The 23,460-nt window shown below is 72.2% G+C and carries 17 protein-coding genes; 8 read left to right on the forward strand and 9 right to left on the reverse strand.

All coding sequences use genetic code 11. From position 1 onward, the window contains the following. Positions 1–79: 79 nt before the first annotated feature. From ACIF6L_RS14035 to chvE, 8 genes are all read right to left on the reverse strand, one after another. On the reverse strand, positions 80–1,552 hold the full coding sequence (locus tag ACIF6L_RS14035) for an endo-1,4-beta-xylanase (protein WP_396491050.1): 1,473 nt from the start codon (positions 1,550–1,552) through the stop codon (positions 80–82). 768 nt (positions 1,553–2,320) lie between these two features. After that, a complete protein-coding gene (locus ACIF6L_RS14040; protein WP_396491051.1) occupies positions 2,321–3,130 on the reverse strand; it encodes a hypothetical protein in 810 nt (269 codons plus the stop codon). Continuing rightward, positions 3,127–3,657, reverse strand: coding sequence for a SigE family RNA polymerase sigma factor (locus tag ACIF6L_RS14045; protein ID WP_396491052.1), 531 nt, complete (start codon positions 3,655–3,657; stop codon positions 3,127–3,129). The genes ACIF6L_RS14040 and ACIF6L_RS14045 overlap by 4 nt, the downstream gene beginning before the upstream one ends. Positions 3,658–3,788: 131 nt before the next feature. Beyond that, complete coding sequence (locus ACIF6L_RS14050) at positions 3,789–4,835, reverse strand: expansin EXLX1 family cellulose-binding protein (RefSeq protein ID WP_396491053.1); 1,047 nt, start codon at positions 4,833–4,835, stop codon at positions 3,789–3,791. Positions 4,836–4,974: 139 nt separating this feature from the next. Beyond that, entirely contained in the window at positions 4,975–7,623 is a 2,649-nt protein-coding gene (locus ACIF6L_RS14055) for an RICIN domain-containing protein (RefSeq protein WP_396491054.1), read from the reverse strand. Between the two features lie 430 nt (positions 7,624–8,053). Beyond that, complete coding sequence (gene mmsB, locus ACIF6L_RS14060; protein ID WP_329485146.1) at positions 8,054–9,289, reverse strand: multiple monosaccharide ABC transporter permease; 1,236 nt, start codon at positions 9,287–9,289, stop codon at positions 8,054–8,056. 3 nt (positions 9,290–9,292) lie between these two features. After that, complete coding sequence (mmsA, locus tag ACIF6L_RS14065) at positions 9,293–10,840, reverse strand: multiple monosaccharide ABC transporter ATP-binding protein (RefSeq protein ID WP_329485145.1); 1,548 nt, start codon at positions 10,838–10,840, stop codon at positions 9,293–9,295. 98 nt (positions 10,841–10,938) lie between these two features. After that, a complete protein-coding gene (gene chvE, locus ACIF6L_RS14070) occupies positions 10,939–12,033 on the reverse strand; it encodes a multiple monosaccharide ABC transporter substrate-binding protein (protein WP_396491055.1) in 1,095 nt (364 codons plus the stop codon). A 478-nt stretch (positions 12,034–12,511) separates the two neighbouring features. Here chvE and ACIF6L_RS14075 point away from each other — a divergent pair, with 478 nt between their 5' ends. The 5 genes from ACIF6L_RS14075 to ACIF6L_RS14095 all read left to right on the forward strand — a co-directional run bounded on the left by ACIF6L_RS14075 (position 12,512) and on the right by ACIF6L_RS14095 (position 18,926). After that, on the forward strand, positions 12,512–13,501 hold the full coding sequence (locus ACIF6L_RS14075) for a LacI family DNA-binding transcriptional regulator (protein ID WP_329491972.1): 990 nt from the start codon (positions 12,512–12,514) through the stop codon (positions 13,499–13,501). 299 nt (positions 13,502–13,800) lie between these two features. Continuing rightward, positions 13,801–15,498 carry a ribulokinase gene (locus ACIF6L_RS14080; protein WP_396491056.1) on the forward strand — a complete coding sequence of 566 codons (1,698 nt, stop codon included), beginning with the start codon at positions 13,801–13,803 and terminating at the stop codon, positions 15,496–15,498. After that, the gene (locus ACIF6L_RS14085) at positions 15,495–16,184 is read left to right on the forward strand and encodes an L-ribulose-5-phosphate 4-epimerase (protein ID WP_329485142.1); all 690 of its coding nucleotides are present in this window, start codon (positions 15,495–15,497) and stop codon (positions 16,182–16,184) included. The genes ACIF6L_RS14080 and ACIF6L_RS14085 overlap by 4 nt, the downstream gene beginning before the upstream one ends. Then, the gene (gene araA / locus ACIF6L_RS14090; protein ID WP_359810349.1) at positions 16,181–17,689 is read left to right on the forward strand and encodes an L-arabinose isomerase; all 1,509 of its coding nucleotides are present in this window, start codon (positions 16,181–16,183) and stop codon (positions 17,687–17,689) included. Before ACIF6L_RS14085 ends, araA begins: the two co-directional genes overlap by 4 nt. A 211-nt stretch (positions 17,690–17,900) precedes the next feature. Next, a complete protein-coding gene (locus ACIF6L_RS14095; protein ID WP_396491125.1) occupies positions 17,901–18,926 on the forward strand; it encodes an aldose epimerase family protein in 1,026 nt (341 codons plus the stop codon). A 343-nt stretch (positions 18,927–19,269) separates the two neighbouring features. Here ACIF6L_RS14095 and ACIF6L_RS14100 read toward each other — a convergent pair whose 3' ends face one another. Next, a complete protein-coding gene (locus ACIF6L_RS14100) occupies positions 19,270–20,274 on the reverse strand; it encodes a LacI family DNA-binding transcriptional regulator (RefSeq protein WP_396491057.1) in 1,005 nt (334 codons plus the stop codon). A 180-nt stretch (positions 20,275–20,454) separates the two neighbouring features. Here ACIF6L_RS14100 and ACIF6L_RS14105 point away from each other — a divergent pair, with 180 nt between their 5' ends. From ACIF6L_RS14105 to ACIF6L_RS14115, 3 genes are read left to right on the forward strand one after another with little or no spacing between them, the layout of a single operon-like run. Continuing rightward, the gene (locus ACIF6L_RS14105) at positions 20,455–21,747 is read left to right on the forward strand and encodes an ABC transporter substrate-binding protein (RefSeq protein ID WP_396491058.1); all 1,293 of its coding nucleotides are present in this window, start codon (positions 20,455–20,457) and stop codon (positions 21,745–21,747) included. Next, on the forward strand, positions 21,744–22,640 hold the full coding sequence (locus ACIF6L_RS14110; RefSeq protein WP_359810362.1) for a sugar ABC transporter permease: 897 nt from the start codon (positions 21,744–21,746) through the stop codon (positions 22,638–22,640). The genes ACIF6L_RS14105 and ACIF6L_RS14110 overlap by 4 nt, the downstream gene beginning before the upstream one ends. Further along, the gene (locus ACIF6L_RS14115; protein ID WP_396491059.1) at positions 22,637–23,458 is read left to right on the forward strand and encodes a carbohydrate ABC transporter permease; all 822 of its coding nucleotides are present in this window, start codon (positions 22,637–22,639) and stop codon (positions 23,456–23,458) included. The genes ACIF6L_RS14110 and ACIF6L_RS14115 overlap by 4 nt, the downstream gene beginning before the upstream one ends. The last annotated feature ends 2 nt before the right edge of the window (positions 23,459–23,460 follow it).

Raw genomic sequence — 23,460 nt, forward strand, 5'->3', positions numbered from 1 at the left:
CTTCACACCCGCTGCCCCGCGGCGGGTGCCCGGTCGCGACAGGAGCCCGGCGGGGCACCCGCCGCGCCGGCGGCTCGACTCAGCCGAACTTCCAGTGCTGGTTGGCCCCGCCGGTCGAGTCCCAGATCTGGACGGGAGCGCCGTTGGCGGTCTGACCCCCGGCGACCTCCAACGCGCGGCCGCTGGCGACGTTGGTCAGGGTGTAGGAGCCGTCGCCGTTCCGGGCGGCCCGCCAGTGCTGGTTGGCGCCGCCGTTGGCGTCCCAGACCTCCATCCTCGTCCCGTTGCCCGTCTGGTTCGCGGGCTCGTCCAGCACCCGGCCGCTGGCGACGTTGGTCAGGGTGTAGGAGCCGTCGCCGTTCTGGGCGGCCCGCCACTGCTGGTTGGCGGCGCCGCTGGCGTCCCACACCTGGAGCGGGGTGCCGTTGCCGTTCTGTCCCGCGGGTTCGTCGAGCACGCGTCCGGCGGCAACGTCGGAGAGCGTGTAGACGGTGCCGGGGGTGATGCCTCCGGGCGGCGTCCCGCCGCTACCGCGGCTCAGGGCGGAGAGCACCGCGCCGTAGGCGGCCTTCTTGTTTCCGTTGTTGTCGAACAGCAGCGGGTTCTCACCGGTGCGCCAGGAGTCGCTGTCGCGGATGCCCCACACCGTGATGCCCGTGCAGCGGGCGACGTCGAGGCAGGTCTGGACGGCGGTGGTGTACGCGCCGGCGGACGCCTGGGCGATGTCGAGCTCGGTGAGCTGGACGTCCACGCCGAGGGCGGCGAAGGCGGACAGGGTGGTCCGGAAGCTGGCCGGCGGCCCGCCGGCGCCGAAGTGGCTCTGGAATCCCACGCAGTCGATGGGCACGCCGCGGGCCTTGAAGTCCTTGACCATGGAGTAGACGCCCTGGGTCTTGGCGTCGGACCAGTTCTCGATGTTGTAGTCGTTGTAGCAGAGCTTGGCCGAGGGGTCGGCGGTCCGGGCGGTGCGGAAGGCCTCCTCGATGAAGCCGTTGCCCAGCACGTTCTGGAACACGGAGCCGCGGTGCTGGCCGCTGCCGCCGTCGGCGAAGGCCTCGTTGACCACGTCCCAGGCGTAGATCTTGCCCTTGTAGTGGGCCATCTCCGTGGTGATGTGGTTGTTCATCACGCTGCGCAGGGTGTTGGCGTCGGTGATGCCGGTGACCCAGTTGGGCAGCTGGGAGTGCCAGACCAGGGTGTGGCCGCGCATGCGCTGGCCGTGCGCGGAGGCGTGGCCGACGATCGAGTCGGCGGGCCCGAAGTCGAACGACCCGCGGGAGGGTTCGACGGTGTCCCACTTCATCTCGTTCTCCGGGGTGACCATGCTGAATTCCCGGTCGAGGATGGTGGAGTAGGTCGGGTCGCCGAGCTTTCCGGCGGGCACTGCGGCGCCGAAGTAGCGGCCGCTGCCGGCCGCCGCCGCACCGAGCGTGGTGGCACCGGCGGCGCCGGCCGCGGGGCTCGCGGCGACGGCCGTGACCGAGCTGACGACCAGGCCCGCGACCCCGGTCAGGACCTTGCCGAGGCGGGGCTTCTGGGTGAGCCATGGCATGACGGATCGTTCTCCTTGGGTGGGGGATGACTGCACACCGGTGGGGACCGGGGCCTCGTCGTGACGATCGTGCGCGGACGCGGCCGAGCCGGTCCTGCCGGGCAGGGCGGGCCGTGCGTGCCCCGAGCGCGGAGCTTGGTCCCGTCCAGGAGCCGTAGCGCCGGTCGACGCACCGAGCGCACCCCTGTGGGTTCGGCGGATCCGGGGATCAACCGGGGTGCCGGCACCTTCTGTTAGCGCTAACATTTCCGCGGTGGGGAGCGCGCCCTGCCTGACATGTTCAGGTGAAATCTCCAACAGGCGTTGCGAGTTGTCAATACCTCGCGCAGCGGCGGACCGGATTCGCCGCGGCACTCGCCCGGGCGCCGACGCCTCCGCCGTCCCCTCGGCGGCGTCACCGGCAGGCCGGCCTGCGCGGTGGCCCGGAGCGCTCGCTGTCGGCGACCCGACGCGGGACGGGGACGGTGGCCGCCGCGCGGGCCGGCACCGGCCCGAAGGCGCCGGGTAGCCGTCCGGGTGCCTCGCACCGCCGGCCCGCCGGACCCCACCCGGGCGGTGCCGCCCGGCCTTCAGGTCGCGCTCGGCCGCCCCCGGGGCGGCGCGATACGACCGGACGGTTACCCGACTACCCGACTACCCGGCTGCCCGGCTACCCGACTACCCGACTACCCGGCCACCCGGCGCGGCGGACGCCTGCCTCCCGGAGGAGGGCCCCGCCGGGCGGTGGCTCTCGCCGCTCGGCACTTCCCCGGACGTGCATCGGCCGGCTCATCGGGCGAACCCTCCCCAGACGGAGGCGGGGCCGCCCGCACTCCGGGCCTCGACCCGGTAGCTGTCGTTCGCGGCGCTGCGCGTGCCGGCGGCGTGGTTGTACTGGCCTGCGAACTCGTGCTGCCCGGCCGGCACGGTGCGGCCGGGCCTGAGGGTCCAGCGGTAGACCAGCACGCCGTCCGACTCCTGCACGGTGACGGAGAAGTCCTCGGCCGGCAGGGTTCGCCAGTTGCCGGTGTCCCGCACGTCGCCGGTCTGCGCGACGCGCAGTTCCACGGTGAGCGAGGTGAGCGGCTGGGCGGACGTGAGGACGAGGTCGCTCTGGGCCCAGTAGACGGTGCTGTGCGCGTCCACCGAGCCCTCCGACCACAGCGGTCCGTTCTGTGGCCGGGTGCTCGCCGTGGGGGTCGGGCGCGAGGCGGGCGGGGCGTTGGTGGGCGGGGCGTTGGTGGGCGGGGCGTTGGTGGGCGGGGTGGCGGTGGGTGCCCGGGTCGGGTCGGCGGCACCGGGGGGAGTCGCCACCGGGGGCGAGGAGGCGACCGCCTGAGGCGGGACGGCCGGGGTGGTGACGGGCTCCGACGGCGGAGTCCGGGCGATGCCGGCGACGGCGAGACCACCGGTCGCCAGGATGCCGGCGGCGGCGAGGCCGGCCAGGGCGGCCTTGGGCCACGACCTCGCGAACGACGGTGTGCGGTGGCGGACGGGAGGGCCGGCCGCACCGCGTTCCACGCGGGCCAGGATCCGTGCCCGGTCGGGCTGGTGGGCCTCGGCGGCCTCGTGCAGCCGACGGGTGATGTCGTCGTTCACCGGTTCCGCCTTCCTGCCGCCAGTTCGCCGACCGCTCGTGCGCCGAGTGCGCCTTCCAGCTCGGCCATCGCCTTCGAGGTCTGGCTCTTCACCGTACCGACCGATATGCCCAGTGCCACGGCGGTGTCCTTCTCCGACAGGTCGAAGGCGTGGCGCAGCACCACGCACGCCCGCTTGCGGAACGGCAGGCGGGCGAGCGCCGCGCGGACGTCCAGCACGGCGGCGACGTCCGGGCCCTCCGTCCGCTCGGGGGCCCGGGACCAGAACAGCAGGATCCGGCGCCGCTCGCGAACCGCGCTGCGGATCCGTTCCCGGGCCATGTTGGCGACCACCCCGCGGGCGTAGGCGAGGGGGTGGTCGGCTGCGCGGAGCCGGTCCCAGCGCTGCCACAGGGCGATCAGGGCGTCGGCGGCGAGGTCGTCGGCCGCGTCCGTCTCGCCGGTCAGGAGATGGGCGAGACGGGCGAGTTCGGCGTGGTGGCGTTCGAAGAAGTCGTGGAACTCCGCGGACGCGTCATCGAGGAGCATTTCCCCCGGTCGCCCTCTCCTAGCAATGTGAGCGTTAACAGCCTGGCTGAGCGTAGCAGGGGCCGTGACCGGCTCCGGGTGGTGGCCGCCCCGGAGACGGAGCCCGGACGGCGGGCCGGCGAGCGGCGCGGTCAATGCCGGGCGAACTGGACCCGGGCCGGCTGCGCGATGCCCGGTTGCAACGCGATCCCGTCGACGGTCAGTTGTTCCCCGTAGATGTCGGTGACCCTGATCGGGCCCCCGCACCCGGTGCCGTCGGCGGAGAGGAAGTAGTTGTAGTCGCTGCGGGGGAGCTGTCGCCAGCCGCCGGGCGCCCGGACCTCCAACGTCGCGACCGGGTTGCGGTGACCGATCGCCTGGATACCGCACCACCACTGGGTCGACCCGGTCTTGTACCGGACCGACATCGCCTCCGGCGCGCCCGGGCTCAGCAGCGTCCAGGTGATCGGGAGCCGGCCCACCGAGAGCTCGGCGAGCTCGGCGAAGGCCTCGTGGCTGAGGTCGAGCTGCCCCGGTGCGCAGGGCAGCGGGCACTCGTTGACGATCCGGACCGTGAGGGTGGCGCCGTTGGCGGCGCGGACGAGCACGGACGCCCCGCACGCCTTGGCCGACTCGTAGTCGGTGTGGTTCATCGCCGCGACCATGAGGTCGCCGGACGGGCCGAACGAGCAGGCGCCGTTGCCGTCGGCGGCGTCGTAGGACGTCGCGACGCCCGGGTAGCTCGCCCCGGGCTTGATCCGCCCGGCCAGGGACGCGGTGGCCGGCACCGGGTGGGCGGTGGCCGAGGGCGACGGGGTGGCCCCGGCGGTCGACGGCCGCGGCGTGGTGGTGGCGGGCGGGGAGGGGGCGGCGGTCGGCGGGGACGGGGTACCGGCGGCCGAAGCCGTCGCCACGATGGGCGTGGTCCCGGGCGGGGCGGCGGAGGCGGTCGGTGCGGCCGTCTCGGCCGCTGTCCCGACGGCAGGACCGGTGGCTTGTCCTGTGCTCGGTGCGGTGGCCGCGACGGACGCGGCGGCCGGCTGTCCGGCAGCGGCCTCCCCGCTACCCCCGCCGCCCCCGCTCCCCGGCAGGAGCGCGAAGGCCAGGAACGCCAGCACCCCGGCCGCCACCAGAACCAGCGGAACGCCCATGACCAGCCCGCGCCTCGACGGCGGGGCGGCGTGCTTCGTTGCCCTCATTCCCATCCATTCGGTAGATCGACTCGACGTTGCACTGCTCAGTGGCCGCCGGAGCCGGAAAGGTTGCCGCTCCGGCGCGGAATTCCCGAGGGCTGCCCGGGCGGGCGGCGGGCCACGCCGCCCGCCCGGGCAGCGCCGGTCAGGAAGGGTCGCCGTACAGCACGCCGCGCCCGTAGCCGCCCAGGTACACCCGGCCGTAGACGTCGGGGTCGCCGGCGACGACGTTGATGACACTTCCGCCGAACTGGTGCTGGTCGTCGTTGATCCTGGTCCAGGTCGAGCCGCCGTCGGTGGAACGGAACAGGCCGGTGACGCCGTTGACCTTCCCGCTCAGGAAGACGGCCTGGTAGCCGGCGCCCGGCGCCGCCTTGCCGAAGCCGACGGCGCTCGCCTGCTCCACGCCGTCGAGCTTGCGGAAGCTCGACCCGCCGTCCGTGGAGTGCCGTAGCCCGTTGCGCCCGCCGGCGATCCAGAGGTCGCCGGCGACGCCCGGAACCGCCTTGAGCTGCCCGTCGCCCAGACCGGCGGCGCGGGCGGTGAAGTGCCTTCCGCCGTCGGTGGCGGTGTACAGGGTGCCGCCGCTGAGCGCGTAGAAGGTGTTCGCCGCCGACCGGTCGGCCACCACGGCCGTGTCCTTGGTCAGGCCGGCGGCCGGCGTCCAGGACGCGCCGCGGTTGGTGGAGAGGAACGGAGCCTGGCCCGAAGGGGTCCACACCACGGTGGCGCCGTCCGCCGAGACGGCCGTGGAACCACCGCCCGCGTCGCCCACCGGAACGCTCGCGAACGGTGTCCAGCCGACCCCGCCGTCGGTGGACCAGGCGCCGTGCTGCGCACCGCCGAGGCCGACCCGCACCAGGAACTCCGGCTTGCCCTGGGCGAAGTCGATGCCGGTGGTGTTGGTGAACAGCGGCCCGGTCAGCGCCTTGGCGGGAACCTTGGTCAGGTCGTCGTGCCGGAAGCCGCCGACATCCCCGAGCGCGCTGATCAGCGGCAGGCCGGGGGGCTTGACCAGTCCGAGCGTCGCGGTCTCCTCCAGGCCCCTGGCCGGGATCGTCCAGTGCGTCGGACGCCCGGTGTCCGCCGCCGTCACGTCGTTGCTGCCCCACAGGCCCGATCCGGTGCCGTACAGCACGTGTCCGGAGTCGAAGGGGTCGATGGCCAGCGTGCCCATCCAGTGCCCGATGCCGGTACCCACGTACGGCGCCGCGGAGTTGTCGCGCACGGCGCTCGCGTCGAGCGGCTTCCAGGTGGCGCCGCCGTCGGTCGACCGGTAGAGCTCGTCGGAGGGCCACCAGCGGTCGAGCGTGGTGACCATCACCGTGGCCGGGTGCTGCGGGTCGACGGCCAGGCCGGCGAAGCCGTAAGCGCCGCTGGACGGCGAGATGTTCTTCCAGGCCCCGGTGGACGGCGTGTACTTCCACACCGAGCCGGCCGTCACCCCGTTCGGGCCGGGCGCGTTGGTGTAGGTCAGGTAGAACGAGCCGTCGCCGGACAGCACACCGTGCTGCGGCAGCTGCCCGGTGGGCTGGGCCGGTACGGCCTGCCAGGTGGCGCCGCCGTCGGTGGAGCGGTACAGCGAGGTGGTCCGGTCGGCCACGCCGACGTAGACCGTCCTGCTGCCGGCCGGCCCGAAGGTCACGAAGGACAGGCCGGCGCCGCTGCTCGCGCCGTCCCTGACGGGGAAGCCGCCGACCTGGCTCCAGGTCACGCCGTAGTCGGTGCTGCGCCAGAGGCCGTTCTTGCGGGTGCCGAGGTAGAGCGTGCGGTGGTCGTCGGGGTCCACCACCAGGCGCTCGCCCATGGACCGGCCGTCCTCGTTGCCGCCCAGTTTGAACGGCAGGTCGGTGCGCTGGAACGTCCGGCCCTGGTCGGTGGAGCGGAGGATCGCGCCGTTGCCCGCCCAGTCGTTGGTGTAGGTGCCGCTCGCGAGGTACAGGCGGCCCGGGTCGACCGGGTCGGTCGCCAGGCTCTCGATCCCCAGCAGGTTCCAGTCGTCGCCGCCGATCCAGTCGGTCAACGAGGTCCACCGGGCGGCGGCCGCGTCCCAGCGGTACGCGCCGCCGATGTCGGTCCGGGCGTAGAGGAGGTCCTTGCGCGCGGGGTTGAAGACCAGCCCGGTGACGAACCCGCCACCGACGATCTGGGCGTTGTGCCAGGCGTACCCGCCCGTGCCGTCGACCTTCACCAGCCGCCAGTGCTGGTTGGTGCTGCCCCGGTCGGCGTACTGGATGAGCGGCACGCCCTCGCCGTCGGAACCGCCCCACACGTCCAGGACCATGCCGCTGCTGCGGGAGACCAGCTTCACCGCGCCGCCGCCGACGTCCTGCATCCTCCACTGCTGCGCGGCGGAGCCGTGGTCGGTCTGCTGCTCGACGGCGGCGGCCGGCTCGGTGGAAGCCCCCCGCACTCCGATGACCTTGTGACTGCTGCGGTTCTCCACCTCGTAGAAGCCGTCCCCCACCAGCTTCAGCTGCCACTGCTGGCTCGCGGCACCGGCAGCGCGGCCCGCCTGGCGGATCCGGACGCCGTCGGCCGCGTCCGCCCCGGGGACGTCCAGCGCCTTGTCGCTGCGGACCGACACCAGCGTGTAGTAGGCGGTGGGGTCCACCGACGCGGCTTTCGAGTCGGCCTGCACGAGGAGCAGGTACGGGCCGAGCACGCCGGGCACGCCGAGGGCCAGGCCCAGCGTGGTCCAGCGCCGGCGGTGGCGCCCACGCGTACGTCGCCGGCCACCGGCCGCGCGGTCGTGCCGGGTGCGGCCGTCCGCGGTGGGATCCGTCTCGTTCATGGGGGCTACTCCTTGCTTCGGCGCCGTCGCGGCGCTGCCGCCCGGGTCGGCGGCGCGCGGCGGTGGGCGGCGCTGGGATCGGACGGGCCCGTGGGCGGTGTGCCGCCCTCGTGCCACCCGTCAGTTGCCGCCGGCGGAGCGAAGGTTGCCGTGCGGCCGGGACTTTCCGCCGATGCCGGCCGGACCGCGAGCGCGCACCGGGCGTCCGGCAGCCGGCTGCCGCCTGGGTGCACCCACGCCTCGTCCCGGGTCGTCGGCGCGCCGGGGCGGGGCCGCGACGGGCCGGGACGCGTCCGCGCCCCCGGCCGTCCGGTGGCGGACGGTCGGGGGCGCGGGATTCAGGGGGGAGCCGTGCCGGGCGGCGGTGTTCCCCCGGTCGGGGGCCGGGTGGCGGAGGCGCCCCACCCGTCCCCGCGCAGCCGTTCCCGGGTCAGGAGCCGGCCCTGCGCTTGTTGTAGACGTCGAAGCCGACGGCTGCCAGCAGCACCAGGCCCTTGATCACCTGCTGGTAGTCGGTGCCGATCCCGACCAGTGACATGCCGTTGTTGAGCACGCCCAGCACCAGGCCGCCGATGATGGCGCCGAGCACGGTGCCCACGCCGCCGCTGGCGGAGGCGCCGCCGATGAACGCGGCGGCGATCGCCTCCAGCTCGAAGTTGATGCCGGCCTGCGGCGTGCCGGCGTTGAGCCTCGCGGCGAAGACCAGCCCGGCGAGCGCCGCGAGGACGCCCATGTTGGTGAAGGCGAGGAAGACGACCCGCCTGCTCTTCACCCCGGACAGCTTGGCCGCCGCCTCGTTCCCGCCGATGGCGTAGGTGTGCCGCCCGATGATCGAGTTGCGCATCAGATAGCCGAACGCGACCAGCAGCGCGCCGAGGATCAGCAGCACGATCGGCACGCCGTGGTAGCTGGCCAGCAGCAGCGTGAAGACCACCACGGCCGCGGTGATCACGGCGAGCTTGGCGAGGAACAGTCCGAGCGGGAGCGGCTCCAGCCCGTACGAGGCGGTCTGCCGCCGGCCGCGCACCTCCTGGAGGACCGCGACGGCCAGCACGGCGAGGCCCAGCAGCAGGGTGAGGTTGTGGTAGTCGGTGTGCGGGCCCACCTCGGGGAGGAAGCCGCTGCTGATGCTCTGGAAACCCTTGGGGAACGGCGCCACCGACTGCCCCTGGAGGAGGATCTGGGTGCCGCCGCGGAACAGCAGCATGCCCGCCAGGGTGACGATGAACGACGGGATGCCCAGGTAGGCGATCCAGAAGCCCTGCCAGGCGCCGGCGAGCGCGCCGATCACCAGCGCGGCCAGCAGCGCCACGGGCCAGGGCAGGTGGTGCTTGACCATCATCACCGCGGCGGCCGCCCCGACGAAGGCGGCCAGGGAACCGACCGAGAGGTCGATGTGCCCGGCGATGATGACGATCATCATGCCGATCGCCAGGATGAGGATGTAGCCGTTCTGCTGGATCAGGTTGGTGATGTTGAGCGGCTGGAGCAGGATGCCGTCGGTCCAGAACTGGAAGAGCAGCACGATGAGTGCGAGAGCGACCAGCATGCCGTACTGGCGTACGTTGCCGCTCAGCGCGCGGGCCAGCACGCCGCCGACGGACGGGCTCGGGCCGCCCCGCGGTGCCTTCGGGGACGAATCCGGGATGATCTCGGTCTGGGCCATGCCTCACACCTGCTCGTTGCTGGATGCGGCGCTCATGGTCATGAGCCGCATGAGGGATTCCTGGGTGGCGTCCGCCCGGGCCACCTCACCGGTGATCCGGCCTTCGGCCATGGTGTAGATCCGGTCGCACAGACCCAGGAGTTCGGGGAGTTCGGACGAGATGACGAGCACGGCCTTGCCCTGGGCGGCGAGTTCGGCGATGACGGTGTAGATCTCCGCCTTCGCGCCGACGTCGATGCCGCGGGTGGGCTCGTCGAGGATCAGCACCTCCGGTCCGGCGAAGATCCACTTGCTGAGGACGACCTTCTGCTGGTTGCCGCCGCTGAGCGTGCCGGTCCGGGTGAACACCGTCGGCGCCTTGATGTTCATCGTCCGTCGGAAGGTCTCGGCGACCCGGGTCTCCTCGTGCCGGTCGACCCGGCCGAACCGGGTGACCTTGCCGAGCGCGCTCAGCGAGATGTTCCGGCTGATGTCGTCGATGAGGTTGAGACCGAGTTGTTTGCGGTCCTCGGTGACGTACGCGATGCCGTGCCCGATCGCTTCGGGCACCGTACGGGTGCGGATTTCCCGGCCGTGCAGCCGCACCCGGCCGCCGGCCCACCGGCCGTACGAACGGCCGAACACGCTCATGGCCAGCTCGGTGCGGCCGGCGCCCATCAGACCGGCGATGCCGACGATCTCTCCGCGCCGCACGTTCAGCGAGGCTCCGTCCACCACCGTGCGCTGCTGGTCGATCGGGTGCCGGACGCTCCAGTCCTCGACCTCGAACGCGACCTCGCCGACGTCCCGGGTGCGCTCGGGGTAGCGGTGTTCCAGGTCGCGGCCGACCATGCCGCGGATGATCCGCTCCTCGGAGATCCCCTCGGAGCCGATCGCGATGGTCTCGATGGTCCGGCCGTCGCGCAGGATGGTCACGGCGTCCGCGACCCGGGCGATCTCGTTCAGCTTGTGCGAGATGATGATGCACGAGATGCCGCGCGCCTTGAGTTCCAGGATCAGGTCGAGCAGCTTGCGGCTGTCCTCGTCGTTCAGCGCGGCGGTCGGCTCGTCCAGGATGAGCAGTTTGACCTCCTTGGCCAGCGCTTTGGCGATCTCGACCAACTGCTGCTTGCCGACCCCGAGATCGGCGACCCTGGTGTGGGGGCTCTCGTCGAGGCCGACCTGCCGGAGCAGTTCGGCGGCGTGGGTGAGGGTCCGGTGCCAGCTGATGATGCCCCGGCTGGCGTGCTCGTTGCCGAGGAAGATGTTCTCGGCGATGGACAGGTAGGGCACCAGGGCGAGCTCCTGGTGGATGATCGCGATGCCGAGCCGCTCGCTGGCCCGGATGTCCTTGAACCGGCAGGGTTCGCCCTCGAAGAGGATCTCGCCCTCGTAACTGCCGTGCGGGTAGACCCCGCTGAGCACCTTCATCAGGGTGGACTTGCCGGCGCCGTTCTCACCGCAGACGGCGTGCACCTGGCCCGCCGAGACGGTCAGGTTGACCTGGGAGAGCGCCTTGACGCCGGGGAACGACTTGCTGATCGACCGCATTTCGAGAACGGGTCCGGCCATGGCTGTGCATCCGTATCGTTCGGGGTGGTGCGGTGCGGGGGATCTCCCGCACCTCGCACCACCGTGTCGACGCCTGGCCCGTCAGCCGGGCCTCGGGGTTACTTGAGCTGGTCTGCGGTGTACTGGCCGCTGTCCACCAGGACCTTCTGGTAGTTGTCCTTGTCGACGCTGACCGGCTGGAGGAGCTGCGCCGGGACGGTCTTGACGCCGTTGTCGTACTGGCTGGTGTCGTTGACCTCGGGCTTGCCGCCGGTCAGCAGCGCGTCGCCCATCTGGACGGCCACCTTGGCGAGTTGGCGGGTGTCCTTGTAGACCGTCTGGGTCTGCTCGCCCGCGATGATCGACTTCACCGACGCCAGTTCCGCGTCCTGACCCGTGACGACCGGCAGCGACTTCCCGGCGCCGTAGCCGACACCCTTGAGGGAGGAGAGGATGCCGATCGAGATGCCGTCGTACGGCGAGAGCACGGCGTCGACGCGGGTGGCGGTGTACGACTTGCTCAGCAGGTTGTCCATCCGGGACTGGGCGAGACCGCCGTCCCAGCGCAGGGTGGCGACCTGGTTGAAGGCGGTCTGGCCGCTCTGGACCACGAGCTTCTTGTCGTCGATGTACGGCTTGAGGACGCTCATCGCGCCGTTGAAGAAGAAGTTGGCGTTGTTGTCGTCCGGCGAGCCCGCGAACAGCTCGACGTTGAACGGGCCCTTGCCGTCCTTGAGTCCGAGCTTGTCGACGATGTAGCCGCCCTGGAGCACGCCCACCTTGTAGTTGTCGAAGGTGGCGTAGTAGTCGACGTTGCCGGTGCCGCGGATCAGCCGGTCGTAGGAGATGACCGGGATGTGCGCGTCGGCGGCCTTCTGCAGCACGTTGGTGAGCGAGGATCCGTCGATGGCGGCGATCACCAGCAGTTTGGCACCCTTGGTGATCATGTTCTCCACCTGGGAGACCTGGTTCTCCACCACGTTGTCCCCGTACTGCAGGTCGGTCTTGTAGCCCTTGGCCTGGAACTCCTTGACCATGTTGGTGCCGTCGGCGATCCAGCGCTCCGACGACTTGGTCGGCATGGCGATGCCGACGAGGCCGCCCTTCGCGTCCCCCTTGGCCGGACCGTCGCCGGCGCCGTTGGCGCTCTGGCCGCAGGCCGCCAACGACAGGATCAGGCCCGCGGCGACGAGGCTCGCCGAAATCTTCCGCACAGTTCCTCCAGTGATGGTTCCGCGACCGGCACAGAGCGACCCTGGCTGGGCGACTGGGAGCGGTCGGGCGGGGCCGGCCGGGGACGGGGCCCTCGTGCTGTGGGGCACCGGGGTTACGGTCGCCGTGGCCTGGCGTGACAAGAGTGTTAACGCTCACATCGGCAGAGTCAAGGGTTGCCGGTGCATCGTTGGATCCCCGGGGCGGGACAACCTCCTCGCCGGGCGTGGAGCCGGGGCCGTACGCCGTTGCCGACGGCCGTCGGTTGGTTCACGTTCCACCGCCGTGCGGCCGGGGCGGCGGCCAGCGGGTCCGGCGGCCTGTCGGTCCGGCGCCCGGACGCCCGGTGGGGAGGAGCGCCTCCGCCGGCCCGGAGGTGACGCATCGGTGGGGGCCCGGTCGCGTACTGTGGTGCGCAGCCGAAGAAGGGGACTGCGAGTGGGAACCGACAGCACCGGGACGGAACAGCGCCAGCCCGTGATGGCGGATGTGGCGAAACTGGCAGGCGTGTCCCACCAGACGGTGTCCCGGGTGCTCAACGGCGCCCCGCACGTCCGGCCGGACACCCGCGAGCGCGTGCTGGCCGCCATCCGGGAGCTGGACTACCGGCCCAACTCCGCCGCCCGGGCGCTGGTGACCCGCCGCTCGCAGACCCTCGGCGTGGTCAGCTTCGACTCGACCCTCTACGGTCCGGCCTCGATGCTGGACGGCATCGAGCGGGCCGCGCGCAGTGCCGGGTACTTCGTGAGCGTGTCCAGTCTGCGATCCCTGGACGGCCGTTCGGTCCAGGAGGCCGTCGACCGGCTGCGCGACCAGGGCGTGGAGGGCGTCCTGGTGATCGCACCGCAGACCTCCGGCGTCAGCGCGGTGGCCCGGCTCTCCAGTTCGGTGCCGGTCGTCGCGGTCGGCTCGGGCAACCAGACCCGGGTGCCCATGGTGTCGGTGGGCAACCGCGCCGGCGCCGGGGAGGTCACCGGGTACCTGCTCGACCTGGGCCACCGCACGGTGCACCACGTGGCAGGGCCGGCGAACTGGCTGGAGAGCCAGGACCGCGAGGAGGGCTGGCGCGGTGCGCTGCAGGCGGCCGGAGCCCCGGTGCCGGCCGTCGAACGCGGCGACTGGAGCGCCCGCTCCGGCTACCAGGCCGGCCTGCGGATCGCGGAACTGGCGGATGTCACCGCCGTCTTCTGCGCCAACGACCACATGGCCCTCGGCCTGCTGCGCGCCCTGCACGAGGCCGGGCGGTCGGTGCCGGACGACATCAGCGTGGTCGGCTTCGACGACATCCCGGAGGCCGCCTACTTCATCCCGCCGCTGACCACCGTGCGGCAGGACTTCGGCGAACTCGGCCGCAGAGCCCTGGAGCTGCTCGTCGGAGAGCTGGAGGGCGTCACACCCGCGCGGGCCCAGGTGAAGATCTCTCCGGAGATGGTGCTGCGCCGCAGCGTGCGCCCGGTCGCCCGGCGTTGAAGCGGCGGGGGTCCGCGAGCCCCTGACCGCCCGGGGTGCCGGCGCGATGCCGTGAACTTTCCCTTGACACCGGGATTGTGAGCGCTAACAATTCCTGTGAGCGTGAACAACAGCGCCCTTCCCACTCCGCCGGCGAGGCGCTGAAAGCCCCGCTTCCCCGCGCCGCCGGCGGCCACTCGTTCCGTCCTCCTGAGGGAGAGGCAGCGGAACGGATCCTGTCGTCGGCGCGCCCTGCCCTGCCCCGGATTTGGGCCGCGCCGGCGACAGGTGACAACACCGGTCGTACGAAGGATGAGGAAGTGACCGTGACTCCTGCCGCCCAGGACTCGGAGAGATACGTCGTAGGCGTCGACTTCGGAACGCTCTCCGGCCGCGCCGTGGTGGTCCGCGTGCGCGACGGTGAGGAACTGGGTACCGCCGTCCACGACTACCCCCACGCCGTCATCGAGGACCGCCTGCCCGGCACCGGCCGCCGCCTGCCGCCCGACTGGGCGCTCCAGCACCCCGAGGACTGGCGCGAGGTGCTGCGCACCGCCGTCCCCGCGGCCGTCGCCGCCGCCGGCGTCGACCCGGCCGCGGTGATCGGCATCGCCACCGACTTCACCGCCTGCACGGTCCTCCCGGTGCTCGCCGACGGCACCCCGCTCGCCGAGACCGGGCACTGGTCCGGCCGCCCGCACGCCTGGCCCAAGCTGTGGAAGCACCACGCCGCCCAGGGCCAGGCCGACCGGATCAACGCGCTGGCCCACGCCCGGGGCGAGAAGTGGATCCTCCGCTACGGCGGGAAGATCTCCGCCGAGTGGCAGTACGCCAAGGCCCTCCAGGTCCTTGAGGAGGACCAGGCCGTGTACGACGCGTGCGCGCGCTGGATCGAGGCCGCCGACTGGATCGTCTGGCAGCTCACCGGCGCCGAGAGCCGCAACGCCTGCACCGCCGGCTACAAGGGCATCCACCAGGACGGCGGCTACCCGGGCGAGGACTACCTCGCCGCCCTGCACCCCGACTTCGCCGACTTCGCCCGCACCCGGCTGGAGCACCCGCTCGCGCCGCTCGGCTCCCGGGTCGGCTCGCTCACCGCGCTGGCGGCGGAGTGGACCGGCCTGCCCGCAGGCATCGCGGTCGCGGCGGGCAACGTCGACGCGCACGTCGCCGCCCCCGCCGCGCAGGCGGTCGAGAACGGCCAGCTCCTCGCGATCATGGGCACGTCCACCTGTCACGTGATCAACGGCGCCGCCCTCGCGGACGTCCCCGGGATCTGCGGCGTGGTCGAGGGCGGCATCGTCGAGGGCGCGTACGGCTACGAGGCCGGCCAGAGCGCGGTGGGCGACATCTTCGCCTGGTGGCTGCGCCAGGGCGTTCCCGCCGACTACCTCGCCGAGGCCGAGGAGAACGGCGAGGACCTCCACCAGCTGCTCACCCGGAAGATCGCGGACCAGCCGGTCGGCGGCCACGGCCTGGTCGCGCTCGACTGGATGAACGGCAACCGCTCGACGCTGGTCGACCACCACCTCTCGGGGGTGATCGTCGGCCTCACCCTGGCCACCCGGCCCGAGGAGGTCTACCGCGCCCTGCTGGAGGCCACCGCCTACGGCACCCGCGTCATCGTCGAGGCCCTGGAACAGGGCGGCGTCCCCGTCACCGAGTTCATCGTCACGGGCGGTCTCAAGAAGAACAACCTGCTGATGCGGATCTACGCGGACGTCCTGCGCCGGCCGGTCTCCGTCGCCGCGTCGGAGCAGGGCCCGGCGCTCGGCTCCGCGATCCACGCCGCCGTCGCCGCCGGGGCCTACCCCGACGTACGGGCCGCGGCCGCCGCGATGGGCCGGGTGCGGCGCGGGGCGTACCAGCCCGACCGGGCCGCCGCCGACGTCTACGACCTGCTCTTCGCCGAGTACCGCGCCCTGCACGACCACTTCGGCACCGGGCCCGACAAGCTCCTGCACCGCCTGCGCGACATCCGCAACGCCGCCCTGACCACACCGAGCGAGGCCCCGTGAAAACGTCCATCGACCTCATCCGCCGCCAGGTCAGCGACCTCCACCAGGAGCTGGTCCGGTACAACCTGGTGGTCTGGACCGCCGGCAACGTCTCGGCCCGGGTCCCGGGTGAGGAGCTGCTGGTCATCAAGCCGAGCGGGGTCTCCTACGACGAGCTGACGCCTCAGAACATGATCGTCTGTGACCTGGACGGGAACGTCGTCGAGGGCGGGTACGCGCCGTCCTCCGACACGGCGGCGCACGCCTACGTGTACCGGCACATGCCCGAGGTCGGGGGAGTGGTGCACACCCATTCCACCTATGCCTGTGCCTGGGCGGCCCGGGGTGAGGCGGTGCCGTGCGTGCTGACCGCGATGGCGGACGAGTTCGGTGCGGAGATCCCGGTCGGTCCGTTCGCCCTGATCGGGGACGACTCGATCGGCCGGGGCATCGTGGAGACCCTGGAGGGTCACCGCTCGCCCGCCGTGCTGATGAAGAGCCACGGTGTGTTCACGATCGGCAAGGACGCGAAGGCGGCGGTGAAGGCCGCCGTGATGTGCGAGGACGTGGCGCGGACCGTGCACCTCTCGCGCCAGCTCGGTGAACCGGCGCCGATCGCCCAGGCCGACATCGACCGCCTCAACCACCGCTACCAGAACGTCTACGGCCAGCAGCCCGCCGGCCACCGAGGAGCCGAACCCCGATGACCGAAGCATTCGCAGGCCGCGAGGTCTGGTTCCTGACCGGCAGCCAGGCACTCTACGGTGAGGAGACGCTGCGCCAGGTCGCGGAGCAATCCCGGCGGATCGCCGACATCCTGGACGGCGACGCCGCCGTCCCGGTGCGGATCGTCTGGAAGCCGGTCCTCACCGGCGCCGACGCGATCCGCCGGATCTGCCTGGACGCGAACGCCACGGACGACTGCATCGGCCTGATCGCCTGGATGCACACCTTCTCCCCGGCGAAGATGTGGATCGCCGGCCTGGACGCCCTGCGCAAGCCGCTGCTCCACCTGCACACCCAGGCCAACGTCGAACTGCCCTGGCAGAGCATCGACATGGACTTCATGAACCTGAACCAGGCCGCCCACGGCGACCGCGAGTTCGGCCACGTCCAGACCCGCCTCGGCGTCCCCCGCAAGACCGTCGCCGGACACGTCAGCGACCCGGCCGTCGCCGCCAGGATCGCCGCCTGGGCCCGGGCCGGTGCGGGCCGCGCCGAACTGAGCACCCTCAGGCTCGCCCGCTTCGGCGACAACATGCGCGACGTCGCCGTCACCGAAGGCGACAAGGTCGAAGCCCAACTGCGGTTCGGCGTCTCGGTCAACACCTACGGCGTCAACGACCTCGTCACCGCCGTCGACGCCGTGGACGACAGCACCGTCACCCGGCTCGTCAAGGAGTACCAGGACAGCTACCACCTCGCCCCCGAACTGCGCGCCGACGGCGAGGAGCACGCGGCCCTGCGCTACGCCGCCCGGATCGAGGCCGGCCTGCGCCACTTCCTCGAACAGGGCGGCTTCCACGCCTTCACCACCAACTTCGAAGACCTCGGCGCACTGCGCCAGCTTCCCGGCCTCGCCGTCCAGCGGCTGATGGCCGACGGCTACGGCTTCGGCGGCGAGGGCGACTGGAAGACCTCCACCCTGCTGCGCACGCTCAAGGTGGTCGGTGCGGGCCTGCCCGGTGGCACGTCGTTCATGGAGGACTACACCTACCACCTGGAGCCGGGGCGGGAGTTGATCCTGGGCGCGCACATGCTGGAGGTGTGCCCGTCGATCGCTGCCGCCAGGCCTTCCTGCGAGGTCCACCCCCTGGGCATCGGCGGCCGGGAGGACCCGGTCCGGTTGGTCTTCGACGCCGAGCCCGGTCCCGCGGTGGTGGTCGGTCTCGCCGACCTGGGCGACCGCTTCAGGCTGGTCGCCAACGAGATAGACGTGGTCGAGCCGCCCGCGCCACTGCCCAACCTGCCCGTCGCCCGTGCGGTCTGGAAGCCGCGCCCTGACCTGCGAACCTCCACCGAGGCCTGGCTGACCGCCGGCGCCCCCCACCACACCGTGCTCTCCAGCGCGCTGGGCACGGAGGAACTCGACGACCTCGCCGAGATGCTCGGCGTGGAACTCCTGGTCATCGACGACGACACGAACATCCGCCGGTTCACCAAAGAACTGCGCTGGAACCAGGCCTATCACCGCCTGGCCCAGGGCTTCTGACCCCGTCCGTCCCGACCCCGTCCGTCCCGAACCCGTCTGCCCCGAAGCCGTCTGTCCCGAAGCCGTCTGTCCCGAGCCGCCGGACGCCGGTCCGGTGCGTCCGGCGTCCGGCCGCCACCCACCCAGCCGCATGGAACGGAGCAACCCCGTGCCGAGAGAAGCACTCGTCTCGCGCAGCGAGTTGACGGTGTCCCAGGAGGTCGCCGCGAGCCTGCCGGACGGGCGACGCGTCATCCGCTGGACCATCGGGTCCCCGGCGGGGGCCACCGCGGAGGTGCTCAGCCTCGGCGCCCGCCTCCAGGCCCTGGACGTGCCGGACCGGGACGGGCGGCGGGCGAACGTCGTCCTCGGGTGCGACGGCGTCGGGGACCTGCTCGGTGAAGCGGCCTACCTCGGGGCGACGGTCGGCCGCTACGCCAACCGGATCGCGGGCGGCACGGTGCCGGTGGGCGGTACGACCCACCGGCTGCGGACCCAGCCGGGCGGCCACACCCTGCACGGCGGTCCGGACGGGTTCGCCACCCGGCTCTGGGACGGCGTGCCGGTCCGGGAGGGCCGGCGGGCCGGGGTACGCCTGCGCCTGCGGAGCCCGGACGGCGACCAGGGGTTCCCGGGGGAGCTCCGCGCGGAGGTGACGTACCTGCTCGACCCGGCCGGGCAGCTCCGGATCGGCTACCGGGCGCGCGCGGACGCCCCGACCGTCGTCAACCTCACCAACCACGCGTACTTCAACCTGGCGGGCGAGGGCAGCGGGACGGTGCTCGACCACCTGCTCCGGGTGGACGCCGCCGGCTACCTGCCGGTGGACGAGGGCCTGATCCCGCTCGGCCCGGTCGAGTCCGTCGCCGGCACGCCCTTCGACCTGCGCGAGGCGGCGGTGATCGGCGAGCGCGTCGCGGTCGAGGACCCCCAGGTCCGCGCGGCCGGAACGGGCTTCGACCACACCTGGGTGCTCGACGGGACGGGCTTGCGCCGGGTCGCGGTGCTGAGCCACCCGGCCAGCGGCCGGCAGGTCGAATGCCTGACGACGGAGCCGGGCCTCCAGGTCTACACCGGCAACCACTTCGACGGGTCGCTGACCGGCCGCTCCGGCCGTCCGTACCGGGCGTACGCGGGCATCGCACTGGAGACGCAGCACTTCCCGGACTCGCCCAACCGTCCCGAGTACCCCTCCACCGTCCTGCGCCCGGGAGAGGAGTTCCGCTCGACGACGGTGTACCGCTTCTCCGCGGCGTAGCGAAGCCGCGCAGCGGTGAACGGGGGCGGCGGGCCGGACGGGGCTCGCCGCCCCCTTGTCGGCGTCCCATCCCGCGCTGGTCAGGCCGTTGATCCGGCCTCGTGGTTCGCGTGCTCGAAGCGCTCCGGCATCTGCCCGCGCCCGACGACGCCGGAGCGGGGCCGGGTGAGCGGTTCACGGGGTGTCCGTTCGGGTGAACGGGCGGCGAGCCCCTGGCGAGCCCCTGGCGCGCCCGGGCCGGCGAGGAGCCGGGAAGGAGCCGCTGTCGAGCAGCCGGAAAGCCTTCGAAACATTCGATCGGCCGACCGACCCCGCGGTGCCCGCAGATCCGGCCGACGCTCCGTCAACCGGTCCGGGGCGGCGCGGTGCTGCTGCGCTCGACCAGGCTGGTGGCCAGGTCCACCCGCCGCGTGCCGGGCCGCACCCCGCGCGCCAGGTCGATCACCAGGCGGGTCGCTGTCTCGGCCATCTCGGTCAGCGGCTGGCGCACGGTGGTCAGCGGCGGCCCCACCCAGCGGGCCAGCGGAAGGTCGTCGAAGCCGACCACGCTGAGGTCCTCCGGAATGCGCAGGCCCAGCTCCCTGGCGGCCTCGTAGAGCCCGAGCGCCTGGAGGTCGTTGCCGGCGAACACGGCGGTCGGCCGGTCGGGCAGCGCCAGCAGCTCCAGGCCGACCCGGCGCCCGGACTCGTGGTGGAAGTCGCCCGCCCGGACCAGCTCAGGGTCGTACGGTACGCCCGCCATGTCGAGCGCCGCCCGGTAGCCGTCGGCCCGGGCCCGGCTGCACATCATCCGGGCAGGGCCGCCGATCAGGCCGATCCGGCGGTGGCCGAGGTCGAGCAGGTGCCGGGTGGCGGCCAGGCCGCCGTCCCAGTTGGTGGTGCCGACCGCGGGTACGTCCTGGCCGGGGTCGCCGGCCGGGTCCATCACCACGAACGGGATGTTCCGGCCGGCCAGCTGCTCCCGCTGGGAGCGGTCCAGGTCGGACAGCACCAGCACCACGCCGGTCGGGCGGCGGGCGAGCACCCCGTCCACCCAGGACTGGCCGGGGCTGAGCCGACCGGCGGACTCGGAGAGCACGATGCTCAGACCCTCCTCGCGCACCGCGTTCTCCACGCCGCGGATCACCTCCACCGCCCAGGCGCTCTCCAGCTCGTGGAAGACCAGCTCCAGCAGCGGACTCACCTGCCGGCCGCCGCGCCGCCGGTAGCCGTGCCGGTGCAGCAGTTCCTCCACCCGCTCCCGGGTGGCCGGGGCGACGTCGGCGCGCCCGTTCAGGACTTTCGAAACTGTCGGCGCGGAGACCCCGGCCTCCAGCGCGATCTCGGCGAGCGTCGCCGCTCTGGTCACGGGTTCCTCCTGCACTGCCCCGGCTGGGCGAACTCCGTCGTGGGTGACCGTACGGCACGGATGCTAGCCCGTCGACCGGCCGGATCCGATTCGGCCGGACCTCTTGACGGAGGGTCAGGACGGTCCTAGGTTTCCCACAACATTCGGCAATGTACTCGAAACATTCGATCGAGGCAGGGTATGCGATTGAGATTCGCCGCAGTCATCGCGGCCAGCGCGCTCCTCCTGGGCACGACCGCCGCCTGTGGATCCGGCGAGGCCTCCTCCGACGCGGGCTCCGGGACGATCCACGTGCTCGTCTACGGGGACGCCGCCAACAAGGTCGAGAAGCAGCTCGTCGAGACCTTCAACCGGACCTCCAAGGTCAAGGCGGTGCTCGACACCGTCCCCGGCGCGGACTACCAGCAGAAGCTGCAGACCGTGATCAACACCTCGCGCGCCCCGGACGTCTTCTTCAACTGGGGTGGCGGATCCATCCAGCCGTTCGTCAAGGCGGGCCTGCTGCTCCCGCTGGACGGGTTCATCACAGCGGACCCGGGCCTGAAGGACAACTTCCTCCCCTCGGTGTTCGACTCGGCGGTGGTGGACGGCAAGCCGTACGGCGTGCCGATGCGCGGCACCCAGCCGGTGCTGCTCTTCCACAACAAGAAGGTGCTGGCGGACGCCGGGCTCACCCCGCCGACGACGTGGGACGACCTGCTCGCCACCAGCAAGGCGCTGAAGGCCAGGGGCGTCACCCCGATCGCGCTCGGCGGCGGCGACCGGTGGCCCACCCTGATGTGGTTCGAGTACCTGTACGACCGGATCGGCGGCCCCGGTCTGTTCCAGCGGGCGCTGGGCGGCGACCGCGAGGCCTGGGCGGGCGAGGACAGCCGCAAGGCGCTGGCCGCCCTCCAACAGCTCGTCGACGCCGGCGCCTTCGGGAGCAACGCCGACTCCGTGAAGTTCACCGACGGCGGCTCCCCGGCGCTGGTCGCCAAGGGCAAGGCCGCCTTCGAACTGATGGGCTCCTGGTACTACTCCACCCAGCAGGACGCCAACCCCGACTTCGCCGCGTCCGGCCTCGGCTACACCGGATTCCCGGCCGTGAGCGGGGGGAAGGGCGACCCGGCCGCCGTGGTCGGCAACACCAACAACTTCTACTCGGTGCTCAAGAAGACGAAGCACCCGGAGGCCGTCGCGGCCTTCCTCAAGCTGATGTACTCCGACGAGTTCGTGAAGGCGCAGCTCGCCATCGGGAACCTGCCGACCACCACCAGCACCGCCGACTTCCTCGACCTCTCGGCCAGTCCCGCGTACTCCAGGGCCCAGTACGAGCTGGTCAAGGCCGCGCCGTCGTTCCAGCTCTCCTGGGACCAGGCCTACCCGCCGGCCGCCATGACCCCGATGTACACCGCCGTCCAGCAGTTCTTCGCCGGCAGGACCGACGCCGACGCCTTCATCAAGGCCATGCAGGCCTTGCCGACCTCATGACGCGCGGTGCGAGGTCCGGCCCGGGCGTGACCCGCCCGGGCCTCGCCTGGGCGGTGCCCGCAGGGGTGTTCTTCCTGCTGTTCGCGATCGTGCCGCTGCTGCTGGTCGTGGTGCTCTCCTTCACCAGCTGGGACGGCATCGGCGAGCCGCGCTTCAACGGCCTGGACAACTGGGCCGCCCTGGTCCACGACCCGGTGATGGCCCAGTCCGTCGGGACCACCCTGCTGCTCACCGCCCTCGGGGTGGTGACCCAGACCCCGGTCAGCATCCTGCTCGGCGTCTGGGCCGCCGGGCCGCAGCGCAACCGGGCCGTCCTCTCGGCCGTCTACTTCGTGCCGCTGCTGCTCTCGGCGACCGCCGTCTCGGTGGTGTGGCGGGCCGTCCTCGACCCCAACTTCGGCGTGCCGGCCCAGCTCACCTGGCTGTTCGGCGACGGCAACCTGCTCGGCAGCAGGAGCGGCGCGATCGGGGTGCTGACCTTCGTCGGCATCTGGCAGTTCACCCCGCTGCACGCGCTGCTCTACCAGGGCGGCGCCCGGGCCATCCCGCCGGTGCTCTACCAGGCGGCGGCGGTCGACGGGGCGGGCACCGTGCGCCAGTTCTTCCACATCACCCTGCCGCAGCTGCGCAACACCGTCATCACCTCGGTGATCCTCATGGTGGTCGGCGGCCTGACCACCTTCGACACGGTCCTGATCCTCACCCAGGGCGGCCCCGGCACCGACACCACCGTCACCGCCTACTACATGTACCAGAAGGCCTTCAAGGGCTTCGACTTCGGCACCGGGTCGGCCATCGCGCTGGTCCTCGTGGTGGTCGCCACCCTGATCTCGCTCGCGGTGGTCCGGATCTCCGGCTACGACCGGATGCGCGGCACGGCGGAGGGCCTGTGACGCGCCGGCGCCCCAACCTCCTGGCCGGGTTCGGCTCCCTGGTGTGGCTGCTGGTGGTCGGCCTGCCGCTGTACGTGCTGCTGATCGCCACGTTCCGAACCCGCGCCGACTACTCCACCGAGGGTCCGCTGAAACCGCCGGTGCGGTGGACCCTGCGGAACTACCTGACCGACTTCTCGAACGGCTTCGGCAAGGACTTCCTCAACACCCTGACCGTGACCGCCGGCGTGGTCGCGATCGTGCTGCTGGTCGTCCCGCCGCTCGCCTACGCCATCGTGCGCGCCCGCGGCCGGGCCACCGGCTGGGTGTTCCGGCTGTTCCTGCTGGGCCTGGCGATCCCCGCCCAGGCGGTGATCGTGCCGATGTTCTACGTGATCAGCAAGACCGGCCTGTACGACCGGCTGATCGGTGTCGTCCTGCCGACCGCCGCCTTCTGCCTGCCGGTCTGCACCCTGGTGCTGACCGGCGCGATGCGCGATATCGGCCCCGAGCTGTACGAGGCGATGGCGGTGGACGGCGCGACCCCGGCGCGCGTCTTTCGCCAACTGGTGCTCCCGCTGTCCAGGGGCGGGCTGTCCTCGATCGTCGTCTTCGCCGCGCTCCAGGCCTGGAACGGCTTCCTCTTCCCGCTGATCCTCACCCAGTCCGACTCCACCAAGGTCGTCACCCTCGGCCTGTACGAGTTCCAGACCGAGCACGGCGTGGACGTGCCCGGCCTGCTCAGCGCCGTCGTGCTGTCCATGCTCCCCGTCTTCGTCGTCTACCTGTTCGCCCGCCGCGCCCTGGTCCAGGGCCTGATGGGCGCTGGAGGAAAGTGAAC

Origin of the sequence: Kitasatospora sp. NPDC086009 (genome assembly GCF_044540385.1) — a bacterium.
Taxonomy (GTDB): domain Bacteria; phylum Actinomycetota; class Actinomycetes; order Streptomycetales; family Streptomycetaceae; genus Kitasatospora.